A 22,726-nucleotide genomic window follows, 5' to 3' on the forward strand; every position below is an offset into this window, starting at 1 on the left:
CAATACAAGTGGCTCTGAAAGGCAATACTGGGTGGCTCTCAGGCCCTCAAATACTCAGTTGATGGCCTCCGTGGGTCCGTTCGAGGTCCCGGGCCGATCGAAGTAGGCCAAGATGTCCGCCGACCGCTTCTTCAACGTCCGGCCCAACGCGGCCAGCTCCGTGAGCTTCTTCGGCACTGCACGGCCCAGCTTGGCGATCAGTGACTGCATCATCGTCTTGCCCTTGGCTCTGTCCGGTTGCCGGTAAGCGGCGACTATGTGCTGGTAGAACGCCCACGTCGCCTCAACCTCCACGTGCTCATCGCCCTCGAAGACAGCCTGAATCCGGGAGTACTGCCTGTCCGTGAGTAGGTCCGCACCAGTGAGCAATGTGCGGCGGGCCTTGTAGAGCGGGTCAGTCTTCCGTCCCCGGTGGCCGTGGACCTGTTGCTGGACCCGGCGCCGGCAACGCTCGACGGCATCTCCGGCCAGCCGGACTACGTGGAAGGGATCCATGACCGCCACCGCCTCGGGACCTCATCCTCGGCGGCGGTCTTGAAGCCGGTGAACCCGTCCATGGCCACGACGTCGATGCCGTCCTGCCAGTCCTGGTCTCGTTCGGCCAGCCAGGTCTTGAACACCTTCTTCGACCGGCCTTCCACCATGTCCAACAGGCGGGCCGGGCCGGTCCCGGCCCGCAGCGGGGTGAGATCGATGATCACGGTGACGTACTTGTCCCCACGCCGGGTGTGTCGCCACACGTGCTCGTCCACGCCGATCGCCGTGACTCCGTCGAACCGGGTGGGGTCGTTGATCAGCAGGCGTTGACCCTCGGCCAGCACGGCGTCGTTGGCGGTGTTCCACCGCACAGCCAGGGACTCGGCGACCCGGGCGATGGTCAGGTGCTGCAGCACGAGCGCTTCAAGCGCCCACCGCAGTGCACGGCGTGAGAGTTTGGCCATGGGCTCGGCCGCCTTCGTGGTGTCTTGGCGCCAGACATGGGCGCAGTCCTCGCACCGGTAGCGGCGCACGGTGATCTGCAGGGTGGTGGGCCGCCAGCCCACCGGTTCGTGCGCCAGCTGCCGGATCACAGTGCCGCGTGGAGTTCCTTGGGATCCGCAGCGATGGCACCAGTCATCTGGCTCCACCACCCGGCAGGCCAGCACGGCCCGTCCGGGTTCCAGGCGTTGGCCGACGGCTACGAGGCCGAGCTCGTCGAGGCGGCAGAACTTGGTCAGGTCACAGTCGTCGAAGGTAGCGTTAGGCACGTCGAGGTCTTCCCGATGGGCAGTGTGAGAACTTCCATCATCGGAAGGCCTCGACCTCTACCCAGACATCGACGCGCCGCCACCCCCGGGGGAACCATCTACACCCCTATTTGTGATGAGCCAGTAATCGACCTCGGGATCCTCGACTGCCGCACGGGCCTGATCGAGATCAGGGGTGGAACGTCCGATCAGCACCTCGGAGCCGAGTAAGGACCGTGCCTGGGCGGGGGAGAGATCGTGCTGGCCGATGTGGAAGATGTCCGCGCCGACGTGGGGCCGCCACGTCGGCCCGGTCGTTGACCGCGAACAGTTTCTCGTTTTCGCCCGCCACGTCGGCCAGCAGGTGCAGTGCGGAGATCTCCGCATCGGTGTCCAAGGTCTTGTCCCGCAACTGGATGATGTCGACCCCACCGGCGAACGCGGCCTTCAGGACATCCTCGAGGTCACCCTGTTGCTGGCGGGCGTCGGTGCATAGGTAGAGCCGGGCGTCGGCGAGCCTTTCGGCGCGGGCACGGCGCGAGTTGCGGTCTGCTGGTACGGGGAACGCGGGGGTATGGTGGGTCACACGCTGGTGATAGTCAGCGGGTTCTGCGGGAGCCCCTCGGGGGCTGAGAAGGCTTGAGCGCCGACCGCCACACCTGATGCGGGTCATGCCGCCGGAGGAAAGGACGTGCCGGTGAATTCTGTGCATCCTGGTGTCGGGACTAGAGCGGTCGACGTCGCCGTCGTGGGCGCCGGGCTGGTTGGCTTGGCCACCGCTTGGGAGTTGCGCCGCCGCGGTCGCTCCGTCGCGTTGATCGACCCAGACCCGGGGGCGGGGGCGTCGCGGGCGGCGGCCGGCATGCTGGCTCCGGTCAGCGAAGTCCAGTACCAGCAGGAGTCCTTGTACCCGCTGATGGGCGCTTCGGCTGCCGAATACCCGGGCTTCGCTGCTTCCGTCGAGCAGGCTGCCGGAGCATCCGTGGGGTACCGGGCCACCGAGACCCTGGTCTGCGGAGTCGACTCCTCCGACCGGCAGGCACTGGCTGACCTTCGCCAATTGCAACTGAGCCATGGCATGGCGGTGGAACCGCTGACCCTCCGCGCGGCCCGTTCCCTGGAACCGGCCCTGACCCCGCGTCTGTCCGCGGCGTTCCGCATCCCCACCGACCACCAGATCGACCCGCGCCGACTGGTGACCGGGTTGCTGGCGGCCCTGGTCGAGCGAGACGTGACCGGGGTGCTCCTCGCCGGTGACGTGGATGGTGGGCCAGTGCGCCTTCTCCGCGTGCAGGCCAGGGCACTGTTGTGGGACGGGCAGGGCGTGGTCACCGGTATCGTACTGACGGACGGTCAGGATGTGGTTGCTGACGAGACGATCCTGGCCCTGGGTATGGGTACCGGTGCACTGGATGGCCTGCCTGACACCTGTCGGTTGCCGCTTCGTCCGGTACATGGAGACATCCTTCGCGCCCGGCTCCCCGCTGGCCCGCAGCGACTGATCGAGCGCACCGTTCGTGGCCTGGTCCACGGGGTGCCGGTCTACCTCGTGCCGCGCGTCGACGGCACGATCGTGATCGGTGCCACGTCTCGCGAGGACGACCTGGGTGGCGTCAGCGCCGGCGGGGTGTTTCGCCTGTTGCGCGACGCCCAGGCCCTCGTGCCGGGCGTTGCCGACCTGGAGCTCAGGGAGGTCATGGCCCGCGCCCGCCCCGGTACCCCCGACGACGCGCCCTACCTCGGCCGCATCCGCACGCCCGACGGCGAACCCGTGCCCGGCCTGGTGGTCTCCACTGGTCATTTCCGCCACGGGGTGCTGCTCACCCCACTGGCCGCTCGCCTTGCCGCCCAGCTGGTCACCGATCAGGCGGGGACCGATCCGGACGCCGACGCCGCGCACCTGACCACTACCGACCCCCACCGCTTCGACCCCTCGGGCCTCGCTCGGCGCACGGTCGCCGCCCAAGCTTCCGCCCCCGAGAACAGGAGGACCTGATGACCGCCATCACCCTCAACGGCACCCCGCATGCCGTGCCCGAGGACACGACCATCGTCGACCTCGTCGCCGAGGCCATCAGCCGGCCCCTGGGCCCCGACGGCCGCCCGCTGGACGGGGGCCGCCTGGGCATGGCCGTGGCCGTGGACGCCATCGTCCTCCCTCGCAGCCGCTGGTACCGCACGCCCGTCGTCGAGGGCCAGAGCATCGAGATCATCACCGCCGTCCAAGGAGGCTGAAACATGACCACGCCGCACCCGGACCCGCTGCTCCTCGACGGTGCGGAGTTCTCCTCCCGACTGATCATGGGCACCGGGGGTCTGAGCTCCCTGCACACCCTGGAGCAGGCCCTTCTCGCCTCCGGGACCGAGTTGACCACCGTGGCCCTGCGCCGCTACTCCCCCGGCCAGGGGGACACGCTGTTCTCCCTGCTCGAGCGCAACGGCATCCGGATCCTGCCCAACACCGCCGGCTGCTACACCGCCCGCGACGCCCTATTGACCGCCGAATTGGGCCGGGAGGCGCTGGAGACCGACTGGGTCAAACTCGAAGTCATCGCCGACGAGGACACGCTGCTGCCCGACGTCGTCGAACTGCTGGACGCCACCGAACAGCTGGTGGCCCGCGGCTTCAAGGTCTTCGCCTACACCTCCGACGACCCGGCCGTCGCCCACCGCCTGGAGGACCTCGGCGCCGCCGCCGTCATGCCCTTGGGCGCACCCATCGGCACCGGGCTCGGCATCCTCAACCCGCACAACATCGAGCTCATCACCTCCCGCGCCGACGTGCCCGTGGTCCTCGACGCGGGCATCGGCACCGCCTCCGAGGCCGCCCTGGCCATGGAACTGGGCTGCGACGCCGTGCTGCTGGCCAGCGCGGTGACCCGGGCCCAGGATCCCGTGGCCATGGCCACTGCCATGCGCCACGCCGTGGCCGCCGGACGGCTGGCCGCTGGTGCCGGTCGCATCCCCGCGCGCCGCCACGCCGTGGCCTCCTCACCCATGACCGGATTGGTCGACACCGACGACCCGGAGGACGTGCCGCGCGGAGACTGGGCACCCGTCCGGGAGGGCCGATGAGCTCGCTGCCCCCGCTCGTGGAACCCGGCCCCGAGCTGACCCTGGAGGAGATCGGGCGCTATGCCCGCCACCTGTCCCTGCCCCAGGTCGGGGCCATCGGACAGCGGCGACTCAAGAACGCCCGGGTCCTGGTCATCGGGGCCGGCGGTCTGGGCGCCCCGGCCCTGCAGTATCTGGCCGCCGCCGGGGTCGGAACCCTGGCGATCGTCGACGACGACGTGGTGGCGGTCTCCAACCTGCAACGCCAAGTAATCCACACGGTTGCCGACCTCGGTCGGCCCAAGACGGACTCCGCCGCCGACGCGGTGGCCCGGCTCAACCCCCTGGTGGAGGTGCGGACCCACGCGGTCCGACTCACCGCGGACAATGCCGTGGACCTGGTGGGCCAGTACGACCTGGTACTGGACGGCGCGGACAACTTCACCACCCGGTACCTGGTCAGCGACGCCGCGACGTTGACCGGCCGACCGTGCGTGTGGGGCTCGATCCTGCGCTTCCAGGGGCAGGTCAGCGTCTTCTGGGCCGGGCACGGACCCACCTACCGGGACCTCTACCCCGAGGCTCCACCGCCCGGGAAGGTGCCCAGCTGCGCTGAGGGCGGGGTGGTGGGGGTGCTTCCGGCCACGATCGGCTCCATCATGGCCACCGAGGCCATCAAGCTCATCACCGGCATCGGGGATCCCCTGGTCGGACGGGTCCTGGTGCACGACGCCCTGGAGATGACCTGGCGGGAACTCCGTCTGGACCCGGACCCAGACGCGGTCCCGGTCACAGCTGTGAACGACCTTGACCTCAACTTCGCCGTACCGGGCGATGCCGCGGTCGCCCCGCACGAGACGCTGACCGCCCCCGAGCTGGCGGACCTGCTCGAGCGCCGGAATCGCGGGGAGGCTGCCTTCACCCTGGTGGATGTCCGCGAGGACTGGGAACGCGAGCTGGTGAGCATACCGGGCGCACGGCCCGTTCCGCTGCAGGAGCTGCTCGACCGCCGAGAAGCCGCACTGCCAGCGGAGACCCGCGGCGCCGACCTCGTGCTGCACTGCAAGGCCGGGACCCGCTCCGCCACCGCCCTGGCCACGCTGCGCCCGTACTTCGCAGGGCGGGAGGAGAACATCCGCCACCTCGAGGGCGGGGTACTGGCCTGGGTGGCGCAGGTCGAACCGGAGAAACCTGCCTACTGAGCCAGCCCGACGCCACGAAGTCCACAGGTCCACCGAATGCAAGCGAGAGGAACACCGCGGATGTCCGTGCCTGAAGACTCCGTACCTTCTGATACCGGCCCGGCAGAGGTCCGACCCACGCCGGCAGAACTGGGTGGGGGGCAGTGAACTCGTGAGCAGACCACCGGTCGCCCTGACGATCGCCGGCTCGGACCCTTCCGGCGGGGCTGGCATCCAGGCCGATCTCAAGACGTTCTCGGCGTTGGGCGTCTATGGCACCGCCGTGATCACCGCGCTGACTGCCCAGTCCACCCAGGGCGTGACCGGCGTGCACGCCGTCCCCCCGGAGTTCGTCCGCGCCCAGCTCGACACCCTTCTGGCGGACATACCCGTGGACGCCATCAAGATCGGGATGCTCGCCGGCGCCCCGACCGTGCGCACCGTGGCGGACTTCCTGCGCGAGCTGGCCGAAGGACAGGGTCCGGCCGTGGTGCTGGACCCGGTGATGGTCTCCACCAGCGGCTCGCGCCTCCTGGCCGACGACGCCGTGGCTGCCATCCGCGAGATGTTGCCCTACAGCTCTGTCATCACCCCCAACATCCCCGAGGCCGCGGTCCTGCTCGACCAGGCAGAGGCCACCGACATGGAAGGCATGCGCACCCAGGCCCGGGCCCTGCTCGACATCGGCGCCCGGCGGGTGCTCCTGAAGGGCGGGCATCTGGCTGGTGGGCATGCCACCGACCTGTGGCTCAACGCCGACGGAGAGCACCTGTTCACCGGGCCGCGGGTGCCGACGGCCAATACCCACGGCACCGGCTGCTCGCTGTCCTCGGCCATGGCCGCCCTGGTACCGCGCTGCGCGTCATGGCCGCAGACGGTAGACCGGGCAAAGTCTTGGCTGACCGGGGCCCTGCGGGCCGCGGACTCCCTCGAGATCGGCCAGGGCCCCGGACCCGTCCACCACTTCTACGATCTCTGGAAGTCGCCATGATCCAGACCGGCACATGATCCACCAGCGGATCGCCAGTCGGAAGAGGCGATCGTGATCTGATCGAACGGTATTGGGGCTAATCCGCCGGGCCGCATCGTGCGGAAGCCACTGCTCAGACACCACCGGTCGATCGCCTGGGTCCGGCCGATCGCTTCCCAGACACCCGTCGCGTCGTGCCTCGTCCGCCAATCTGCAGGCAGACGTTCAGCGTGGGCGGCGGGGTTGACGGGCAACAGCCAGTGCGTGCACTCAGAACCGTCAGTGGGGCGCATGGCGAACACCCCACCCGAACCGCAGGGCCCACCGTTTCCACGGGGGCACCCGAGACCAATTGAGGGACAGGGTGCGCAGGGCGCGGTGGAAACGGCGGCCGAGCTGGGCCATCCCGCGCAGTGAGCGGGCCGAGACCCCCACCACGATGCGGGGCACGGTGGCCACGATGTGGTGAGGCCCCAACGCGAGGGCCAGGTCCATGTCGTCATGCACTTCCCGCTCCGTGCGGTGCACCCGGCCTCGCACCTCCCGCCAGACCGACCGACGGATGGCCATGTTCGAGCCCCACAGCGGCGCCCGGGCGGTCGCCGCGTAACCGAGGGCGTAGTAGGCCCCCAGGTACACCGCAGCCGCAGGGATGCCGATCAGCCGGGGCAGGTCCACGAAACGACCCCAGCCGGTGACTGCGGCGGCCTCCGGGCGCTGCGCCATGGCCTCGGTGATCTGCTCGACCCAGTCTGGGCGGGGCAGCGAGTCGGCGTCGAGGCGGGCGATGACCGGGGCTTCGGCGGCGTCGTAACCGGTGGCGGCCGCGGCCCAGATGCCGACCGTCGGTTCCACCAGCACGCGCGCCCCGTGGAACGCGGCCACAGCCGCTGTGGTGTCCTCGGAGGCGTTGTCCACCACGATCACCTCGGCCGGCGCCACGGTCTGCTGCGCCAGGGCGAGCAGGCACCGGTCCAGCAGGACGGCGTCGTCTCGGGCGGGGATCACCACACTCACCAACTCCCGCTTCGGAGCTGGTGCTGGTACTGGCACTGAACCGTGCGTCTCGGAACTCAGGGCCACGGCCCGTCCTTCACGAGCCGGTCCAGCAACAGCCCGGCCAGCAGCGCGCCGAGCACCCCGGCGGCCAGGTCACCCATCGTGTCTTCGTAGCCGACCTGGATGGCGGGATCGAGCAGGGTGTGGCCGAACCACTCGCCCACCTCCCAGAGCACGGCCAGCAGGGCGCCCAATCCGGCGGTGAGCAGGGTCTGGCCAGCGCGGCCGGCTGAGGGACCCGTCTGCAGCCAGCCGCTACGCAGCAGCGCGGCGGTACCGATGGCGGCCAGGAGGCCGGTGGCCACCACGTGCATGACGAGGTCGAGCCACGGGATCAGCTGGTACGCGTCCAGCAGGGCCGCCCAGGCGGCAACCAGCAGGATGACGGCGGTTCCAGCCTGGACAGATCCCCGTAGCGGGGCCAGGCGGATCACGGTCTGGCCCAGGAGCACCAGGGAGTACAAGGCCACGGCCACCCCGCTGTCCCACAGTCCCAGGACCAGACTCAGAAGCGTGAGCAGGGCGGCGGCGTCGGCGATCAGCCGGGCGGGCAGCGGTCCGTCCACCCGCAGCGTCCGCACGGCCTCCTGCCACAGGCGTGCCGCGGGGCTGGCGTTCGCCTCAGCCGCCACGGGCGATCCAGATCAGCAGCAGGGTCACCAGGAATCCGGTCACCATGTTGAGCCAGAGGAACCGGCGCCAGCCCCGGTTCGCCTCCTCGCAGCGCTCATCCGGCAGGGACCGGAACGGCAGGATGCTGACGATGTAGGGCAGCACCAGCACCCCGGCCAGGGCACCGGGCCACCCGGCCAGCAGCATCACGAGTCCGGCGGCGGCGTAGAGGACCACCGCGGTGCGGACGGCTCCGCGGGCTCCCAGTGCGGTGGCGATGGAGCCGATGCCGGCCTGCCGGTCCGCCGTGACGTCCTGCGCCGCGCCGAAGGCCTGCGATGCCATGCCCCAGAAGAAGAACGCGACCATGGAGGCCACCACGGTCAGGGTCGGCGGGGCCTCGGCCAGCGCCAGCCCGAAGACCGCGGGGCCCACGAAGTGCGTGGACGAGGTCATGGAGTCCAGCAGCGGACGTTCCTTCAGCCGGATCCGCGGAGCCGAATATCCCACGACGGCGGCCAGCGCCACCGCGAGCACCACGCCGGACACAACCGTGCCGGCCATCAGCAGGAACACCACGAAGGGCAGCGATAGCAGCCCGGCAGACCACAGGGTCAGCCGGTGCCACCGGTCGGAGAGGACGATGCCCTCCACCCCGCCCTTGCGCGGGTTGCGTAGGTCGGACTCGTAGTCGAACACGTCATTGATTCCGTACATCAACAGGTTGTACGGGAACAGGAAGAACAGGGTGCCGACGATCAGCTCGAGGGTGGAGCTGCCGCCGGCCATCAGATACGCCGCGGCGAACGGATAGGCGGTGTTGACCCAGCTGATCGGGCGGGAGGACCCGAGCAGCTGGCGGGCCGCCTCCGGGGCGGTGGCCGTGACCGTCATGCCTCCACCTCCCGTCCCGTCTCCTGCTGCTCCGTGTCAGTCCATCCTGTCTCGTCTCGGCTCGACCCGTCCCGCCTCGTCCTGGACAGCAGGGCGCTGACCGCGGGCAGCAGCAGTCCCGCCGCCACCGGCCAGACCAGGTCCTCGATCGGGGCCAGCCCCACCCGCCAGCCGGTGAGCAGCTCCTCGTTGTACCGGAACAGGTCGGCGGCGATCATCAGGTTGTCGAACACCACGGTCAGCGCCACCAGGACGGCGATGGTCAATCCGGTGGCGGCCCACCACCGCTGCCCCAGTCGGCAGCGCCAGGAGGCGTAGGCGGCCACGGCCACCGGGAGCAGCAGGAAGAGCCCGGCGAGCGCTATGTAGCTCACTCTCCCACCTCCTGACCGGCGGCCGGGCGCGGGGCTGGTCCGCCGGCGTCGGGCAGGGTGCTTCCGGTGGATCCACCACGGCCGGCCCGGCGCAGGACGAGGACGATCAGCCCGCGCAGCACCAGGGTGAGGTAGGAGAGGAAGGTGATGAAGACGATCTCCTCCAACGGCAGCTCGGGGGCGAGCATGATGCCCGTCATGCCCGCGCTCTGGCCGGCGGCATAGTGCTGGGAGGCGATTGCCGCCAGGTCCCAGGCAAGGAAGAACGCGATGCCGATGGCCACGGTGATCGCCCCGGCCCGCGGCGCGCGCCAGAGTACGAGCCGGAAGCGGTGATCGAGCAGCGCCATGCAGCCGGTCGAGACGAGCAGGGCGGCGAGGTAGAGAAACGCCGTCATGGCCGCCCCTGGATGGTCAGCGGGGTGCCGGGACTCTCGGGAGCAGACGACGGCGCCCCAAGCGCCTCCGCGGGAGACGGTTCCGGTTCCGGCAGCGGTGCGGCGGAGTGGTCCCCGCGCAAGCGCTTGAGCAGGATCTCGGCGCTGATCAGGCACATCGGCAGGCCGATGCCGGGGATGGTGCTGGAACCGGCGTAGTACAGCCCCGACACACGCCGGGAGACATTGCCGGCTCGGAAGAAGGCGCTCTGGGCCAGCGTGTGGGCCGGCCCCAGGATGCCTCCGCGCCAGGCACCCAGGTCCTCGGCGAAGTCCCTGGGTCCCACGGTGCGGCGGACCACGGTCCGCTCGGCCAGGTCCGGGATGCCGGCCCAGCGGGCCACCTGCTCGAGGGCGGCGTCCGCGATCGACTCGATCATCGGATCACCGTTGCCGTCGAGGCCGCCCCGGCCCAGGTCCGGATCGGCCGGCATGGGCACCAGGATGAAGAGGTTCTCGTGTCCCTCCGGGGCCACCCCCGGGTCCGTGGCCGAGGGCTTGCACACGTAGACCGAGGCCGGTTCCGGCACGGTTCCGGCGGCGATGGCGGAGAAGTTGGCTTTCCAGTCCCGCGTGAAGAACAGGCTGTGATGCGGCATCTCCGGCAGCGTGCCCCGCACCCCCAGCATCACCAGGACACCGCCCGGCCCGCTCGTGCGCCGGTGCCACCAATCCTCGGGGAACGTCTGCAGCGGGCGCGGCAGCAGGGTCGTCTCCGTATGGTGCAGGTCCGCGGCGGAGACCACGACGCCGGCCGGCAGCTCCCGCTCCTCCCCGTCCCGTCCGCGGACCCGGACGCCGGTGGCGCGGGCCGGCAGCCGGCGGGCACGGCGATCGCGAGACGCTGGGTGAGCGCTGTGAGCAGGTTCCGTGAGGATGGCGGTCGCGGCGGTGCCGGCATGCAGGCGCACGCCGGACTCGCGGGCCAGCCGGACCATGACGTCCATGAGGTGGCCGAAACCGCCCTGCGGGTACAGCACCCCGCCGGTCAGGTCCAGGGCGCTCATCAGGTGGTACATCCCGGGGGTGCGGTCCGGGGAGGACCCCAGGAAGACGGCCGGGTAGCCCAGGACCTGGCGGATCCGCGGATCCGTGAAGCGGCGGGCCACGAACCTCTCCAAGGACTGCAGCAGCAGCGGTCCGAGCCGGTGGGCCTGGCCGGCCACACCCCGGGACAGGAACGGCCGGATGGAGGAGAAGGAGGTGTAGAGGAAGCGCTCGATGGCCATGTCATACGTGCGCTGCGCCGAGTCGAGGTAGCGTGCCAGGGCTCGGCCGGCCCCCGGTTGGACCGCCTCGAACCGGGCGATGTTGGTGTCCCGGTCCGCGGCGATGTCGAGGGGTTCGGGTGGGTCGCCGTCATCACCATCGAGTCCCTCGAAGAAGACCCGGTAGGCGGGGTCGAGCTGCTGCAGGTCGAGTTCGGCCTCGGCGGTGGTGCCGAGGAGCCGGAAGAAGTGGTCGAAGACGTCCGGCATCAGATACCAGGACGGCCCCGTGTCGAAGCGAAAGCCCTCGTGCTCCCAGCTGCCGGCGCGGCCGCCGAAGGACTCCCGCGCTTCGACGAGGTCCACGGTGTACCCCTCGCGGGCCAGCAGGGCGGCGGACGCGAGCCCGGCGATGCCGCCACCGATGACCACCACGTTCTCGCCGTCGGGGTGGGACGCAATCTCGTGCTCCGCCGTCGTTCTCGAGTGTCGTCCGGCGCTCATGTAGCCCGTCCCGTCAGCGCCCGGAGCAGGATGAGGGCCTTCTCGGTGTCCGGGACGCGCACCCGTGCCTGGCGGATCTGCGCGGCCGGGGTCTGCCGCAGGCGCCGGGACAGGGCGGCGAACAGTCCGTGGGCGGCCTGGACCGCGCGCCGGCTGCTGGACGGCAAGTGGGGGATCGCCGTGGCGGCCACGGCCAGGTCTGCGTCGATGTCATCCAGCAGCGCATCCCGGTGGGCGTCGCTGAAGGTCGCCGGGTCGAGTCCCGGGAAGTAGGTGCGGCCCAACAGGTCATGATCATCAGCGAGGTCCCGGAGGAAGTTCACCTTCTGGAAGGCCGCGCCGAGGCTACGGGCAGCCGGTGCGAGGCGTTCGAAGGCCCCGGGGTCACCGGCGGTGAAGACCTTCAGGCACATCAGCCCCACCACCTCCGCCGAACCGTAGACGTACTCGGACAGGCTCTGGCTGTCATGTGAACTCTGGCTCAGGTCCGCCCGCATGGAGGCGAAGAACGGCTGCACAAGCCCGGTGCCGATCCCGCACCGCCGAGCCACACCCGCGAACGCATGGACCACCAGATTCGTGCTGCGGGCGCATTCCAGGGCCTTCATCGTCTCGGCTTCGAGACCGTCGAGTTGGGCCGCCCTCAGTGCCGGCGTGAGGACCGGGTCCGGGTCGTCGACGATCTCATCGGCCACCCGCACCAGCGCGTAGATGCTGCGCACATCGGAGCGGACGGGTTCGGCAAGAAGTCGGGACGCCCAGCCGAAGGACGTCGAGTATCCGCTGATCACCTTGGCGGCACTGGCCTGGGCCACCCGGTCGTAACGGTTGGTGGCCGGCGCGTTCATCGGGCCCCCGCCCTGGAGGCGTCAGCGAACTGTGCCGGTTCAGCCGCTGCGTCCGGCGGGGCCACCGCGGGTGACGACGTCGAGGCGTCCACGCTCCTGACAGTCCGTGGATCGTCGAGGGCCAGCACGGCGGTGTCCCGGATGTCGCGGACCAGGTCGGTGAGGACTCGGGCCAGCGCGGCAGGAATCGGCTTCCGTGCTGCGGCGGCGAGTGCCTCCTCGAGGTGACGGTCGGCGACCTCCTGGACGGCATCCCGAGCGCCGCAGTCTTCGAGCAGGGCACGTGCGCGGCCGGCGTCGTGGTGGTCCAGGTCCGGGTCCCCGACCAGGCCCTGCAGGTCGGGCCAGGCCGCGGTGGTCCGGGCGTGGGCCAGCAAGGCGGTGTGCTTGCCCTCGCGCAGGTCCGTCAGGGCGCTCTTGCCGGTGCGGGTCTCGTTGCCGAACACCCCGAGCAGATCGTCCAGCAGTTGGAAGCCGATGCCCACCAGCCGGCCCAGGCGGGCCAGGGCCGCGGTGACGTCCGCCGGAGCGCCGGCGAGGATGGCACCGGCCTGGAGCGGGAGCTGGAAGGAGTAGACGGCGGTCTTCTGTTCGGCCACCCGCAGGGCCTCGTCCAGGGTGACCGGGTGCCCGCTCAGGTGCAGACCGAGCCGAACGTCCGCCAACTCACCGCTCGCGGTGGCGTGCACGGTGTCCTCGAGCAGGTCCAGCAGCTCGTCCACGAGGGCAGCCGGCGCCTGACATCGGGCGACCAGCCGGACCGCGGAGACCAGGGCAAGATCGCCGGCCAGGATCCCGGCGGCCTCACCGTAGTGACGGGCTGCGGGCTGGTCCGCTCCCGCGTCCCGGGCGGCTGCGGCGAAGGTCCCCGAGACATTGGGGCGCCCCCGTCGCACATCGTCACCGTCGATCACGTCATCGTGCACCACGAAGGCCGTGTGCAGCAGTTCCAGTGCGGCGCCGACGCGGTCCACGGAATCGGACGAGGATCCACCGAGGGCGTCATGCGTGGCGACCGCCAGACCGGGACGGAATCGCTTGCCGCCGCCGGACGCCAGGGACAGTGCGTCCCAGAGATCGCGGTGGTCCTGTCCCAGCCGGGTGGAGCGGTCCAGCCCGGAGGCCAACAGCCGATCCAGTTCCTCCGTGACCCCGTCGGGGGCGTCCTTCATGCCTTCTCACCCTCGGTCGCGGCCGGATGCGTCCGGTGGGCGAGCACCCCGGGGAGTTGTTCGGCCATCCAGGGGCTCACGGCCCAGGGGGCGGCCCGAACGAGAGCCGCGACCTCGCCGGCGGGGACCCAGCGATAATCCATGACCTCGTCCGGGTTCGGCACGGGGTCACCGTGGGCTGTGGCCACGTAGACGGGGCAGATCTCGTTCTCGACGATCCCGGAGGCATCGACGGCACGGTAGCGGAAGTCCGGGAGCGCGCAGTGGAGCCACTTGACCTGCAGGCCGAGTTCATGGGCGGCATACCGCTCGATGGTCTGCTCATACGACTCGTCGAGCCTCGGGTGACCGCAGAACGAATTGGTCCAGACCCCGGGCCAGGCCACCTTCGCGAGGGAACGGCGCGTGAGGAGGAGGTCCCCGTTCGGCCGGAAGACATAGCAGGAGAACGCCAGATGCAGTGGGGTGTCCGTGGTGTGGACCGTGGCACGAGGAGCGAGGCCCTGGGCGTTGCGGTGTTCGTCCACCAGCACCACGTGGTCTTCCGGAACGGTGCTCACTGGCTCTCCCTCACGCGATCACAACATTCACTAGACAATCTAGCTAGCCTGTCTAGTGAAGACGACATTAGCATTGACCACCATGGACAATCCACCAGGACGCGGCGTCTCCTCGACACCCTATTGGTATGAGGGCTCCGACCCCACGGTGGATCTGCTCCATGCACTGCGCCGCTTCCGGCGGGCAGACCAGAGAATGCGGCGGCGCATGGGCTCGGACATGGATCTCAACGCCACGGACGTTGAGGCACTGCGCCACATCATTGCCCACCACGCGGCGGGTGAAGCGGTGACGGCCAGAGGCTTGGCGACCCACCTCGACATCTCGACGGCGTCCACGGCCAAACTGCTCAACCGCCTCAGCGCGTCCGGTCACGTCCAACGCCATCCCCACCCCGACGACAGGCGTTCGGTGATCGTGACGGCCACCGACCATGCCCATGCTCAGATCCGTGAGTGGCTGACGGACATGCACCAACGGATGCTGGAGGTCGCGCACGGCGTCCCCGAGGAGTCCCGGCAGGCCGTGACGGATTTCCTGGAATCGATGGCCGACTGCCTCGACCCGGCAGCTTGTGACGACACGTCAGACCGATAGAGAGAAGAGAGAAGATACGACCATGATCGCCCTCACGGAAGAGGCCATCCGTTCCTCCTTCGTCAACACCTCCCGCCGCGAGCGCACCGATGCAGTCCTTCCGCCCGCACTGGAGTTGACTCCCTGGGAGAGCCTCGACTACCTCGGATGGCGGGACCCCAAACTCCCCGGCCGCGCCTACGCGGTCATCCCGGTGGGAGACGGCGGACTGGTGGGCATCATGTTCCGGCAAGCCGAGGCGTCGGTAGGCCTGCGGATGATGTGCGCGTGGTGCGAGGACGTCTGGCTCAACAGCGAGGTGGTCTTCTACGGGGCCAAGCGGTCCGGAACGGCCGGCCGCCAGGGCAACTCCGTGGGGACCTATATCTGCCGGGACTTCAACTGCTCGGAGAATGTGCGCCGGGATCCCCCACTGCCGTACAAGGGATATGACCTGGAAGCGGCCCGGAACACCCGGATCGCGCAGCTGCAGCAGAAGGTGGCCGTGTTCGCCACGAACGTGTGAGCCCCGCGCAGATCGGCTGCTAGCAAGGCTAGCAATTCCCACCCGCCCCGTGTTCGAATGAGCGCGTCCGGGCCAACCTGACCTCAACCACGGCTTCCACGCCGCAACCGTCCGGTCCGGGCTCCACTCCACATGGAAGGAAAACCATGCTGAAGAAACTGTCCGATATGGGAATCAAGTCCGACCACCTCTACACGGCCGGATTCGCCTCCATCGGCCTGACCTTCTTGTCCTGGGCCGTCTCCCGAGGCAAGAAGGACGACTCGAAGTCGCAGTCAGACCGCTGGGGCCTGTTCGTCGGGGAATGGACCCCCACGTTCTTCGCCCTCGGTGTGGCCCTCAAGCTTGAGGAGGGCGACCGCTCGCCGCTCAAGCGCTGAGCCGCTACCGCGTGCCGAGTCGCTCCCCGCGCTGACGGGGAGCGGCCGTGCCGCGGCTGGCCGCTACACGAGCCGGCAGTCGGTGGCGATGCCATCGGGGGCGGTCTTCGTGGCGGCCTGGGCATCAGCGGCAGCCAGGATGTTCTTGGCCATGGTCGGGAAGACGAGGGCATGGAACGGCTGGATGGCCCGCCAGTAGGCCCGGCCGGCCAGTCCGGAGGGGAAGAACACCGCACGCTGGCGCAGACGTGACCCGCCGCCGTCGCGCCCCTCCACACTGAACTGTAGCCAGGCCCGGCCGCCGGCCCGCATCTCGGCCCGCAGCGTGACCGAGCGTCCGGGCTCGACCTTCTCCACACGCCACCAGTCGACATGGTCGTTGACGCGCAGCCGGCGGGCGTCCCGCCGGCCCCGCGCCAGCCCGTAGCCGCCCATCACCTGGTCCATCAGCCCGCGGATCCGCCACAGCACCGGTGCGGAATACCAGCCGTTCTGACCACCGATGGACTCCACCACCTCCCACACCGCTTCGGGCGAGGCCTCGCCATCACGTTCCCGCACGTCCGTGAAGACCGTATTCCCCGCCCACTCCGGGTCCGAGGGCAGCGGTTCTGCCGGGTCGAGCGCCATCGTGGCCAGGACGTCGTCATCCCAGGTCTGGTCCACGGCTCCCGAACGCTGGCGTTCGATCGCCCGCCGGCAGGCCTCCCGGAAGTCCGTCAGCCCCTCGAGCGGGTCAGGGATCAGGCCAGCGATGTCATGCTCCTCGCTCACAGCGTCCTCGGCCATCGAGGCGGACAGCGGCATGGCGATACCCCGCGGGATCGGGGTGACAATTCCGATCCAGAACCCGGAGAGTCGCTGGGCCGGGATGGGCAGGGCGTAGACCTTGCGTGGCGAGAGACCGGCGACCTCGGCATACTCCGTCAGCATGGTGGCGAAGGACTGCGGCCGCCCGCAGCCGATGTCGAAGGTGCGGTTGACCGGTTCCTGCAGTGCGCAGGCGTGGGCCAGGTAGTACAGGATGTCCCGGATCGCGATCGGCTCGATGCTGTTGGCCAGCCAACTGGGTCCGGGCATCACCGGCAGCCGTTCGGCCAGGTGGCGGATCATCTCGAAGGACACCGAGCCCGAGCCGATGATCACCCCCGCCTCGAACACCAGCGTGGGAACCTCGCCGGACAGCAGGATCCGGGAGACCTGTTCCCGGGAGCGCATGTGGTCTGAGAGCTCCTCCAGCGGCTTGTCCGGATGCAGCCCTCCCAGGAAGACGATCTGGTGGACGCCGGCCTCGGCGGCGGCCTGTGCCACGGTGCGCGCCATCGCCGCCTCTCGCTCGATGAAGTCCTTGCCGGAGCCCATGGAGTGCACCAGGTACAGCACCGTATGCACATCCTGCATCGCCGCCCGCACCTGCTCTTCCTCCTGCAGGTCCGCCTGGGCCGTCTCCACCGACCCCGCCCACGGCCGTTGGGACAGGTCCTCCAGGTTTCGGGCCGTGGCCCGCACCGCGAATCCGGCGGCCAGCAGCTCCGGAATCAACCGGCCGCCCACATAGCCGGTGGCTCCGGTGACCAATACGCGGCGCCCCTCTCCGGCGGGGAGGGACAGCTGCAGCGGCGACAGTGGTTCGGAAGTCATGGGCCCCACCGTACGGCTCCATCTGAGGGCTGAGAACGGTTTCCCGCTGGGAGCTTCCCGTGCATCCCACTCCGGCAGCCCATGCCCCTATTGCGTTCCGTGCCATCTGTGTTGGACTGGCTGGACCGACCCGATGGCCTGCGGACCCGTCGGATCCACGCTAATGAGGAGGAACCATGGTTGACCACGATCCCGTGAAGAACCTGTTGGAGAAGACCGAGAAGGCGGGCGTGGCCATGCTGGCCACCACTGATGCCGATGGGCGCATCGTCAGCCGGCCGATGGCCATCCAGGAGATCGAGCCGGACCACACCATCTGGTTCATCACCCGGGTCAGCACGCCGAAGATCGGCGAGGTGACCGGGAGCCAGCCGGTCAACGTGACCGTGGCGGAGAAGGGCTTCTGGGCCTCCATCACCGGCACCGCCACTGTGGAGGGGGACGTGGAGCGCAAGAAGCGCTACTGGTCCAAGACCACCGAGGCGTTCTTCGGCGAGTCGCAGCCGGAGGACTCGGACATCGTCCTGCTCAAGGTGGACCCGGACACGGGTGAGTACTGGGATTCCCCGGGCCTGCCGGCCACCGTGGTGGAGGTCATCAAGGGCATGGTCAGCAGTGAACCCGCCCGCCCCGGAGAGAGCAACACCGTCGAGCTCTGATCCTCCGCGTTCAGCCCCGCCGGACGGCGAAGCGCAGGTGGAAGGGGCTCAGGGTGCCCGGGAGCCGCCTCGTGTCCAGGGGTTCGGCTGCCGCGATCTCCCTCTGACCCAGCAGTTCCCCGAGCACCCTGCTGGCCGTCAGCAGCACCACGTTCCGCCCCGGGCACATGCCGGGTCCGCCGCTGAACGGCACGAGCGGCCAGTCACTGTCATCCCGGTCACCGGACCACAGTGCTGGACTGAAGCGGTGGGCCTCCGGCAGGGTCTGGCCGTCGCGGTGGAAGAACGGCGCGAAGATAACCAATCCGGCACCTGCCGGGAGGGTGCCGTTGCGCCAGCGGGTGCCAGCAGTACTGTCCCGCAGGATCAGCGGGGTGGTGGGCCACAGGCGCAGGGATTCCAGGACGGCGGCACGCAGCAGGGGCTGGTCCCGCGGACCGCACGCGCTTGACCCGGCCGCCTCCGCCGCGCTCGCCCCGGGCGGAACCGTCATCTCGGACCGGACCTGCTCCGCAGCGCCCGGATGGGACACCAGCAGCGCCAGCGCCCGGAACGTCGCCCACGCCTCCGCGTCGAAGGCGAACAGCCACTGCGGCATCTGCTGGACCGGCTTGGCATCCGCCGGCGCCGGGGTCTGCGCGACCATCGCCGCCAGACTCCCTGACTCCGCGCGGTCGACGTACTCCTGCAACCGGCCCAGGAATCTCTCGCGCAGCCGGCGGTTCTGGGGCATGAGGTAGGAGAGATTGCCGCGCTCCCGCAGCCGGCGGAGGTCGTCGGTGACCTGATCGTCCTCGCGCGCGCCGTCGCCCAGCACGATGCGCCGGACCATCCGTCCCCACATCACCGCGAAACCGTCCCAGTCCAGCGTCCCGGTGAAGTCCGCGTGCCCCAGCAGGGCCTCGACCTCCTCGGTGATGATGGCCGTCATCTGCTCGGCGTGGCTGTGGACGGGACGATCCGTCTCCAGGACCTGCTCGTTGAACGGCCGGCGGGACAGCCGCTGCTGCGCCGAGGAGACCAGCGAGCTGCCCGGCTCGAAGTGGTTCAGGGCTCCGCGCTTCTCCAGCGTGGCCTGCGAGAACGGCTCGGGGCCTTCATTCAGCACCCGGTGCACGTCCTCCGGATCAAGGAGCAGGGCGATCCTCCGTCCGGGGATCCGCAACTGCACCGGGCCGGGTCCGTAGCGGCTGCGCAGCCGCTGCATCTCGGCCACCCCGGCCGAGTCGAGGTCGATGCGTTCGGCCAGGCCGACAACCCTCGGTCGGCGCACGATCGGCCCCTTGATCACCGGACTGAGCAGCACGCGGGCGAGAACGCGCGCATGGCCGACGGGTCCGAGGATGGGGATGTCCGGTGAGCTGCGGGGTTCCGTTGCACGGGGCATGCTCCCCAGACTTCCACGGGGGTCTGGGCGCCACAAGGCCGACCGGAAACTCGTCAGCCGAGATACCGGAGGAGCGGCGACTGGACCGGTTAGCGCTCAGTAACTAGGATCGTCCGCGACGAGATCATGTGATCTGGATTACACCCGCCGACAGGAGTCCTCATGACCAGCCAACCGACCGGCACCACTCTGTCCCATGACCGCGGCGAGACCAGCACTCCCCTCCTGGAGGAGACCATCGGCGAGAACCTGGGACGGACCGTCGCCGCCTTCGGCGAGCGCGAAGCGCTGGTGGACGTGCCGAGCGGACGGCGCTGGACGTACGCGGAGTTCGCGGCCGACGTCGACCGCGTGGCCACCGGACTGCTGGGGATGGGCATCGAGACGGGTGACCGGGTGGGGATCTGGGCGCCGAACCTGCCCGAATGGACGCTGACCCAGTACGCCACCGCGCGGATGGGCGCGATCCTGGTGAACATCAATCCGGCCTACCGGACGGAGGAGCTGCAGTACGTGCTCAACCAGTCCGGCGTCCGCACGGTCGTGGCGGCGAGCTCGTTCAAGACCTCGGACTACGAGGCGATGCTGGCGCAGGTCAGGCGCGACTGCCCGGAGCTAAAGGACGTGGTGATCATCGGCGGCGAGGACTGGAACCGGCTGGCCAGCACGGATGCCGACCCGGCCCGCCTGGAACGGATCGCCGCGCACCTGACCCCGGACGACCCGATCAATATCCAGTACACCTCCGGCACCACGGGCTTCCCCAAGGGCGCCACCCTGTCCCACCGGAACATCCTCAACAACGGCTTCTTCGTCGGCGAGCGCGTGCAGTACACCGAGGCCGACCGGGTCTGCATTCCGGTGCCCTTCTACCACTGCTTCGGCATGGTGATGGGCAACCTGGCGTGCACCACCCACGGCGCGGCCATGGTCATCCCGGCGCCGGGATTCGATCCCACGGCCAGCCTACACGCCGTGGCCACCGAGCGCTGCACCTCCCTGTATGGGGTGCCGACCATGTTCATCGCCGAGCTCGGCCTGGAGGACTTCTCCTCCTACGACCTCTCCACCCTGCGCACCGGCATCATGGCCGGCTCGCCCTGCCCCGAGCACGTGATGCGCCAGGTGATCGAGCAGATGAACATGCGGGACGTCTCCATCTGTTACGGCATGACGGAGACCTCCCCGGTCTCCCTCCAGACCACGACGTCGGACAGCCTGGACCAGCGCGTCGGCACCGTGGGGCGGGTGGGGCCCCACCTCGAGGTCCGCGTGGTGGACCCGGTATCCAGCGAGGTGCTGCCGCGCGGGGAGGCCGGCGAGCTGCAGACCTTGGGCTACTCCGTGATGAAGGGCTACTGGAACGACCCGGACAAGACCGCCGAATCCATTGATGATGAGGGCTGGATGCACACCGGGGACATCGGCCTCATGGACGGGGACGGCTATGTGCAGATCACCGGCCGCATCAAGGACATGGTGATCCGCGGCGGCGAGAACATCTACCCACGCGAGATCGAGGAGTTCCTCTACCTGCACCCGGACATTGTGGACGCCCAGGTGGTCGGGGTGCCGGACGAGAAGTACGGCGAGGAGCTGATGGCCTGGATCCGGATCCGCGAGGGCGCCCCGGAACCGACAGCCTCCTCACTGCGGGAGTTCTGCTCCGGGAAGATCGCCCACTACAAGGTGCCCCGCTACGTGCAGGTCATCGAGGAGTTCCCCATGACCGTCACCGGCAAGGTCCGCAAGGTGGATCTGCGAGCGCAGGCGATGGACCTGCTGGCGGAAAGCTCCCGCTGACCTGCTCCCCGATGGTGCTCTTCGGGCAGAAGTTGCGAGTGCTCTCTTGCCCGCGGGGCCATCACCCTTTCGGCTCCGGAGTGCCGCTCGCAATTGCTCTAAGCTACTCTAAATTTTTTAGAGTAGCTTAGAGTAGTTTCATGCATGGCACCCCCGCAAGTCACCTCGCTTCTCTTCCGGAAGACGCCAGACTCAAAGCGCTGCTGGAAACCACTGAAGACCAGTGGTTCGACCGAAAGTCCGCCCGAGCAGCACCCAAGGACCTCGCTTCATTACTGGTGGCCTTGGCCAACGCAGAGGGTGGAACTGCCGCCATCGGTGTGCACGATGGCGAGTACGATGGGCATCTCCTCACACCGGCCCGGAACAGTGCCTTACGCCAAGCGGCCATGGACCACACCAATCCGCCGGTCCGCATGGAGACCGAGGAAGTCAGCGTGGGAGATGACCGTTCCGTCCTCTTGATACACGTCCGCCCCGGCGACCAGGTCTACGAAACCAGCAAGGGCGATGCCTACCTCCGGGTCGGCGACGAGACTCGCAAACTGGGATTCAACCAACGGCGTGAGTTGGCGTATGACCGAGGCTCGGCGCAGTTCGAGGGAGAAGCAGCGCCAGGGGCAAGCACTGATGACCTGGATTCAGATCAACTCCAGCGTTACCGCGACGCCATCGGCGCGGGCGCAGACGACCCGACGGCGCTCAGGGCGCGCAGTCTGTTGACACGCACGGGCGACCTCACGGTTGCAGGTCTCCTGCTACTGGGCCACTCCCCCCAGCAATACCTACCCCAGGCTCTGGTCCGCGTAATGCGCTTCTCCGAACGGGATCCTGGAACCGGTTCGCGGCAGTCTCTCGAGAGTGGCAAAGACCGACGCTTCGAGGGACCCATCCCCACCATCATCGACCAGGCAGCAGAGTGCATCTCGCAGTGGATGCCGAAGCGCCGCGCCCTGGGCGCATCCCGCCGGTTCGAGGACATCCCCTTGCTACCCGATGACGTGTGGCTGGAGGGACTGGTCAATGCCGTGGTCCACCGGTCCTACAGCCTCGCCGGGGACCATATCCGCGTCAGCATCTTTCCCGACCGGATCGAGGTGGAGAGCCCCGGCCGGTTTCCCGGACTTGCCGACCCGACCCATCCCCTAGACATCGCCCGTTATGCGAGGAATCCACGCGTTGCCCGCGTGTGTTCGGACCTGGGGATCACGCTGGAGCGCGGCGAGGGAATCCGCCGCATGTTCGAGGAGATGCGCGGGCTGGGCCTCGTCGACCCGCTGTACGAACAGACCGGCGGAAGTGTTCGCCTGACACTGGCGGCCACGTCTCGGCTCGATCCGGAGCTGGAGAGCCAGCTGCCCGCCGGAGCCGACGACCTGGTCCGGATGCTCCGGCAGCACGGCGGTGCCATCGGCACGGGAGAGATCGTGGAAGAGTCCGGGCGGTCCAGGCCATGGGTCCGGACTGTACTCGAAACCCTGCGGGAGGCCGGGGTGGTCGCCTGGGAGGGCAAGTCCCCCAAAGATCCGCGCGCAACGTGGCGCCTGGTCGATTGATACACGCATCGCTGGCATGAAACTACTCGAAGTTACTCTAAAAAATTTAGAGTAACTTCGAGTAGTTTCATGTAGCGCCGTCTGCCCTACCGCGTCCG

24 protein-coding genes, 1 pseudogene and 1 riboswitch are annotated in these 22,726 nt (G+C 69.1%); of the genes and pseudogenes, 11 read left to right on the top strand and 14 right to left on the bottom strand.

Features of this window, described 5'->3' with window-relative positions:
- Positions 1-57: 57 nt before the first annotated feature.
- The 3 genes and pseudogenes from IEX49_RS03440 to IEX49_RS03445 all read right to left on the bottom strand — a co-directional run.
- Positions 58-1,247 (bottom strand): annotated as a pseudogene (locus IEX49_RS03440) (ISL3 family transposase); the annotation flags it as partial.
- Between the two features lie 57 nt (positions 1,248-1,304).
- Complete coding sequence (locus IEX49_RS17000) at positions 1,305-1,505, bottom strand: thiamine phosphate synthase (protein ID WP_268237700.1); 201 nt, start codon at positions 1,503-1,505, stop codon at positions 1,305-1,307.
- Positions 1,417-1,812 carry a thiamine phosphate synthase gene (locus IEX49_RS03445; RefSeq protein WP_245952253.1) on the bottom strand — a complete coding sequence of 132 codons (396 nt, stop codon included), beginning with the start codon at positions 1,810-1,812 and terminating at the stop codon, positions 1,417-1,419. The genes IEX49_RS17000 and IEX49_RS03445 overlap by 89 nt, the downstream gene beginning before the upstream one ends.
- 15 nt (positions 1,813-1,827) lie before the next feature.
- Positions 1,828-1,929: riboswitch (TPP riboswitch) on the top strand.
- On the opposite strand from IEX49_RS03445, the gene thiO reads away from it, so the two are divergent.
- The 5 genes from thiO (at position 1,924) to thiD (ending at position 6,452) form a co-directional block, all read left to right on the top strand.
- On the top strand, positions 1,924-3,222 hold the full coding sequence (gene thiO, locus IEX49_RS03450; protein WP_188804289.1) for a glycine oxidase ThiO: 1,299 nt from the start codon (positions 1,924-1,926) through the stop codon (positions 3,220-3,222). (Overlaps the previous riboswitch by 6 nt.)
- Complete coding sequence (gene thiS / locus IEX49_RS03455; protein ID WP_115932244.1) at positions 3,222-3,461, top strand: sulfur carrier protein ThiS; 240 nt, start codon at positions 3,222-3,224, stop codon at positions 3,459-3,461. Before thiO ends, thiS begins: the two co-directional genes overlap by 1 nt.
- A 3-nt stretch (positions 3,462-3,464) precedes the next feature.
- Positions 3,465-4,301, top strand: coding sequence for a thiazole synthase (locus tag IEX49_RS03460; protein WP_188804291.1), 837 nt, complete (start codon positions 3,465-3,467; stop codon positions 4,299-4,301).
- Positions 4,298-5,482, top strand: coding sequence for a molybdopterin-synthase adenylyltransferase MoeB (gene moeB, locus IEX49_RS03465; protein WP_188804293.1), 1,185 nt, complete (start codon positions 4,298-4,300; stop codon positions 5,480-5,482). Before IEX49_RS03460 ends, moeB begins: the two co-directional genes overlap by 4 nt.
- Before the next feature lie 151 nt (positions 5,483-5,633).
- Complete coding sequence (gene thiD, locus IEX49_RS03470; protein ID WP_229672190.1) at positions 5,634-6,452, top strand: bifunctional hydroxymethylpyrimidine kinase/phosphomethylpyrimidine kinase; 819 nt, start codon at positions 5,634-5,636, stop codon at positions 6,450-6,452.
- 258 nt (positions 6,453-6,710) lie between these two features.
- On the opposite strand, the gene IEX49_RS03475 is transcribed toward thiD, so the two are convergent.
- The 9 genes from IEX49_RS03475 to idi are packed head-to-tail and all read right to left on the bottom strand — an operon-like array spanning position 6,711 to position 14,099.
- Positions 6,711-7,448, bottom strand: a complete 738-nt coding sequence (locus IEX49_RS03475; protein WP_229672192.1) for a glycosyltransferase family 2 protein — start codon at positions 7,446-7,448, stop codon at positions 6,711-6,713.
- 56 nt (positions 7,449-7,504) lie between these two features.
- Positions 7,505-8,122: a DUF2238 domain-containing protein gene (locus tag IEX49_RS03480; RefSeq protein ID WP_188804297.1), complete on the bottom strand. Its 618-nt coding sequence runs from the start codon at positions 8,120-8,122 to the stop codon at positions 7,505-7,507.
- Entirely contained in the window at positions 8,112-8,996 is an 885-nt protein-coding gene (locus IEX49_RS03485) for a prenyltransferase (protein ID WP_188804299.1), read from the bottom strand. The genes IEX49_RS03480 and IEX49_RS03485 overlap by 11 nt, the downstream gene beginning before the upstream one ends.
- The gene (locus IEX49_RS03490; RefSeq protein ID WP_188804301.1) at positions 8,993-9,370 is read right to left on the bottom strand and encodes a lycopene cyclase domain-containing protein; all 378 of its coding nucleotides are present in this window, start codon (positions 9,368-9,370) and stop codon (positions 8,993-8,995) included. Before IEX49_RS03490 ends, IEX49_RS03485 begins: the two co-directional genes overlap by 4 nt.
- Positions 9,367-9,768, bottom strand: coding sequence for a lycopene cyclase domain-containing protein (locus IEX49_RS03495; protein WP_188804303.1), 402 nt, complete (start codon positions 9,766-9,768; stop codon positions 9,367-9,369). Before IEX49_RS03495 ends, IEX49_RS03490 begins: the two co-directional genes overlap by 4 nt.
- The gene (gene crtI, locus IEX49_RS03500) at positions 9,765-11,519 is read right to left on the bottom strand and encodes a phytoene desaturase family protein (protein WP_188804305.1); all 1,755 of its coding nucleotides are present in this window, start codon (positions 11,517-11,519) and stop codon (positions 9,765-9,767) included. Before crtI ends, IEX49_RS03495 begins: the two co-directional genes overlap by 4 nt.
- Positions 11,516-12,367 carry a phytoene/squalene synthase family protein gene (locus IEX49_RS03505; protein WP_188804307.1) on the bottom strand — a complete coding sequence of 284 codons (852 nt, stop codon included), beginning with the start codon at positions 12,365-12,367 and terminating at the stop codon, positions 11,516-11,518. The genes crtI and IEX49_RS03505 overlap by 4 nt, the downstream gene beginning before the upstream one ends.
- Positions 12,364-13,539, bottom strand: a complete 1,176-nt coding sequence (locus tag IEX49_RS03510; protein WP_188804309.1) for a polyprenyl synthetase family protein — start codon at positions 13,537-13,539, stop codon at positions 12,364-12,366. The genes IEX49_RS03505 and IEX49_RS03510 overlap by 4 nt, the downstream gene beginning before the upstream one ends.
- On the bottom strand, positions 13,536-14,099 hold the full coding sequence (gene idi / locus IEX49_RS03515; RefSeq protein ID WP_229672194.1) for an isopentenyl-diphosphate Delta-isomerase: 564 nt from the start codon (positions 14,097-14,099) through the stop codon (positions 13,536-13,538). Before idi ends, IEX49_RS03510 begins: the two co-directional genes overlap by 4 nt.
- Positions 14,100-14,181: 82 nt before the next feature.
- On the opposite strand from idi, the gene IEX49_RS03520 reads away from it, so the two are divergent.
- The 3 genes from IEX49_RS03520 to IEX49_RS03530 all read left to right on the top strand — a co-directional run bounded on the left by IEX49_RS03520 (position 14,182) and on the right by IEX49_RS03530 (position 15,582).
- Positions 14,182-14,697, top strand: a complete 516-nt coding sequence (locus tag IEX49_RS03520; RefSeq protein ID WP_229672196.1) for a MarR family winged helix-turn-helix transcriptional regulator — start codon at positions 14,182-14,184, stop codon at positions 14,695-14,697.
- 22 nt (positions 14,698-14,719) lie between these two features.
- Positions 14,720-15,202: an FBP domain-containing protein gene (locus IEX49_RS03525; RefSeq protein WP_188804311.1), complete on the top strand. Its 483-nt coding sequence runs from the start codon at positions 14,720-14,722 to the stop codon at positions 15,200-15,202.
- Positions 15,203-15,348: 146 nt separating this feature from the next.
- Complete coding sequence (locus tag IEX49_RS03530; RefSeq protein WP_188804313.1) at positions 15,349-15,582, top strand: hypothetical protein; 234 nt, start codon at positions 15,349-15,351, stop codon at positions 15,580-15,582.
- A gap of 63 nt (positions 15,583-15,645) precedes the next feature.
- Here the strand turns inward: IEX49_RS03530 and IEX49_RS03535 are convergent, their stop codons facing one another.
- Complete coding sequence (locus IEX49_RS03535) at positions 15,646-17,223, bottom strand: SDR family oxidoreductase (RefSeq protein ID WP_188804315.1); 1,578 nt, start codon at positions 17,221-17,223, stop codon at positions 15,646-15,648.
- A gap of 176 nt (positions 17,224-17,399) precedes the next feature.
- On the opposite strand from IEX49_RS03535, the gene IEX49_RS03540 reads away from it, so the two are divergent.
- Positions 17,400-17,882, top strand: a complete 483-nt coding sequence (locus IEX49_RS03540) for a pyridoxamine 5'-phosphate oxidase family protein (RefSeq protein WP_188804316.1) — start codon at positions 17,400-17,402, stop codon at positions 17,880-17,882.
- Between the two features lie 10 nt (positions 17,883-17,892).
- Here IEX49_RS03540 and IEX49_RS03545 read toward each other — a convergent pair whose 3' ends face one another.
- Positions 17,893-19,269 (bottom strand): cytochrome P450, encoded by a 1,377-nt coding sequence (locus tag IEX49_RS03545; RefSeq protein WP_188804317.1) that lies wholly within the window; start codon positions 19,267-19,269, stop codon positions 17,893-17,895.
- Positions 19,270-19,431: 162 nt separating this feature from the next.
- Between IEX49_RS03545 and IEX49_RS03550 the strand changes: the two genes are divergently transcribed.
- Both IEX49_RS03550 and IEX49_RS03555 read left to right on the top strand, forming a co-directional pair.
- The gene (locus IEX49_RS03550; RefSeq protein ID WP_188804318.1) at positions 19,432-21,072 is read left to right on the top strand and encodes an AMP-binding protein; all 1,641 of its coding nucleotides are present in this window, start codon (positions 19,432-19,434) and stop codon (positions 21,070-21,072) included.
- A 140-nt stretch (positions 21,073-21,212) separates the two neighbouring features.
- Complete coding sequence (locus tag IEX49_RS03555) at positions 21,213-22,628, top strand: ATP-binding protein (protein WP_188804319.1); 1,416 nt, start codon at positions 21,213-21,215, stop codon at positions 22,626-22,628.
- Positions 22,629-22,726: the final 98 nt, after the last annotated feature.

The sequence above is a fragment of the Citricoccus zhacaiensis genome (assembly GCF_014645315.1).
In the GTDB taxonomy this organism is placed as follows: domain Bacteria; phylum Actinomycetota; class Actinomycetes; order Actinomycetales; family Micrococcaceae; genus Citricoccus; species Citricoccus zhacaiensis.